This is a genomic window from Aliterella sp. E5.1 (assembly GCF_057473825.1).
Map to the genome: position 1 here is coordinate 1 of NZ_JBYCCV010000261.1, position 2,263 is coordinate 2,263.

The 2,263-nt window shown below is 37.0% G+C and carries 3 protein-coding genes; all 3 read right to left on the reverse strand.

Features of this window, described 5'->3' with window-relative positions; genetic code table 11:
* Positions 1 to 324: hypothetical protein (locus AC2VE5_RS26030; protein ID WP_486890459.1), on the reverse strand; the 324-nt coding region annotated here is incomplete at its 3' end.
* A 276-nt stretch (positions 325 to 600) separates the two neighbouring features.
* Positions 601 to 1,440 carry a PhzF family phenazine biosynthesis protein gene (locus tag AC2VE5_RS26035; protein WP_486890460.1) on the reverse strand — a complete coding sequence of 280 codons (840 nt, stop codon included), beginning with the start codon at positions 1,438 to 1,440 and terminating at the stop codon, positions 601 to 603.
* Between the two features lie 28 nt (positions 1,441 to 1,468).
* The gene (locus AC2VE5_RS26040; RefSeq protein ID WP_486890461.1) at positions 1,469 to 1,870 is read right to left on the reverse strand and encodes a hypothetical protein; all 402 of its coding nucleotides are present in this window, start codon (positions 1,868 to 1,870) and stop codon (positions 1,469 to 1,471) included.
* Positions 1,871 to 2,263 lie beyond the last annotated feature (393 nt).

A 2,263-nucleotide genomic window follows, 5' to 3' on the forward strand; every position in this document is an offset into this window, starting at 1 on the left:
TTGGGAGTTCCCAAGGGAGCCATCAAAGAGCGGGTTCTCTTCATCAATCAAATCTTTGGAGTGGTGGCATAATCCGAACTCCTGCCACAGAGGTTTTCTGTCCTCACAAAGTTTTTGCAACACAACCTGTACGAGTTTTCTAATGATTATGCTTGGTTTTCTATCGATGTCCAGGGCGATCATACATGGTGAAGATAAACAAAGAGGAATATTATTAATAGGTATGGGACTTATCTCCGCTACTATGATAAACGCATTCTCTCCAAGTGTTTCCAGCCTAGAGCCAACAAATACTAATGTCAGTGTAGAAAGACTTGGGGACAACACTGCTAAATAATTGGGTAAAACAATGGAACAAAACTCAAAAGAAGACTAAAGTATCGAAAGAATGGTTTCTGCACAAAAGCGGGTCCAAAAATTTTAAACCCCTGCTTATAAGCCTTAATTCCCCTTAACCCATTCGTATATCCAAACGATTCTAAAGCATCTGATAGTTCAGTTGTAGATAAGTTCTTATTGTAAGAACGGATATTCATAATTTATAATCCCAAAAAACTATTGTTTATTGTAACCAACTCGGCTACTCTAGCTCAACTTATATTATGTCAAAATTGAACCAACAGTAACAGCAAAACCACCTAACCTTATTAAGGGTTTAGTAGATATATATAAACGACTAGGTCGGTTTATAATGTCGCCTTGCTCAATAAGAAAGTCATGCTGACTCTGCTTAAAATTCGCTACTGCGGCTGCTAAAGCAGCAGCAGCTACTCCAGTTGCTGCGTCTTCATTAGCACCTGTCATTGGATTAAAACTTCGAGCATGGAAATTTGAATTCAGTTCAAGAGTTTCTTTAGTGTAAACATAAATACCATTGACCTTATTTTGCTTGCTCCACTCAGTAATTTTAGAGAATTGAAGCTCCAGATTAAATAAGACGTGAATGTCTTTGACTGGAAAGAGGAGTTTAGGGCTACCAACTGAAGCAACACAACAAGGATAATCAACATCTATAAAGCTTTTATCAGTAATGCCAAGCAAACTACAAATTTCTTGAAGGTTAAAATCTATATTCAATAATTTAAAGTCTTGGAGCTTCAGCAGCAATAAACTATTATCACTTCGTTCAATTGTTAAACACTCACCCTTACCAGTTTTAACAGTTAATTGCTTAGTATGAAAATCTGATAATAGATAGTGAGCAGCGCCTAGTGTACCATGACCACAGGCAGGAATTTCCATCTGTGGTGTGAAGTAACGGAGAGAAACATCGACTTGTTCAGATTTACTAGAGAGTTGTACAAAAACAGTAACCGGATAATTCAGAATAGCGGCTAAAGCTTGCATCTCATCTTCAGAATCTGAAAAATTCATAATCACAGCTGCTGGATTTCCCTGATCTATCCTTGTTGTGAATACTCTTACTTCAATAGCTTCCATAATTCAATATTTTTATATTAAGCAAGTATTAGGTAAGGGAAAAAACGGGTTGTTTACTTCCTCCTTGAAATAAGTTCAATTTTTCATTATCACTACTTTTTGAACCAAACCCTTGGAATTGTCCACCAAACATAAATAGATCAAAACTAAAATTTTTAAAAGTAAAATTGTTACCTTCTTTAGTTGGTACTATCACATTAGGAGGCTGTATAAACTCTTGAAGGATAAATGGTTTACCCCAACAGATGTTAATTCGCTCTTTCCACTCGTCTGGAGGTAAAGAACGTCCGATTACTACGCCATCACCTCGAATATCATATGCAGCCTTCAGAACAAGTGACGATTGATATTCAAAAGCAATTTTTCGTATTTCTAGTTCTCTACCATAATACTGAGCAGTAGCGTCTTCTAATTTATGGGACCACGGCAAGACATCCTTTAGTAAATCTTGCTCCTCATGTGTGAAATTAGATTGAAAATTAGAACTGTTTAGATAGGCAAGACAAAGTTTACTCTCAGTAATATAGCGTGCTTGGAAAGAGTTTACATGAAAGGCGTTAAAAATGTGCAGGTTCCCCTAAAGGAATTAGCAGATTATCTGTGTAATCATGCAGATGAAATTGAGACGCGCCACCGAGAGGTAAGGAGGAAGATGCTTACTGATACAGCTACGTAATATGTTGAGAATGTCGCTTGGGTAGTGCCAAATATGTAAGGATAAGTGGAAAGATTATGTAGAGAGAGTTGTATGAGTGAAGAGAAGCTAAACTGTCCAAAATGCGGGTCAGAAAGAATAGTAAAAAATGGCTTCATCCACAACGGC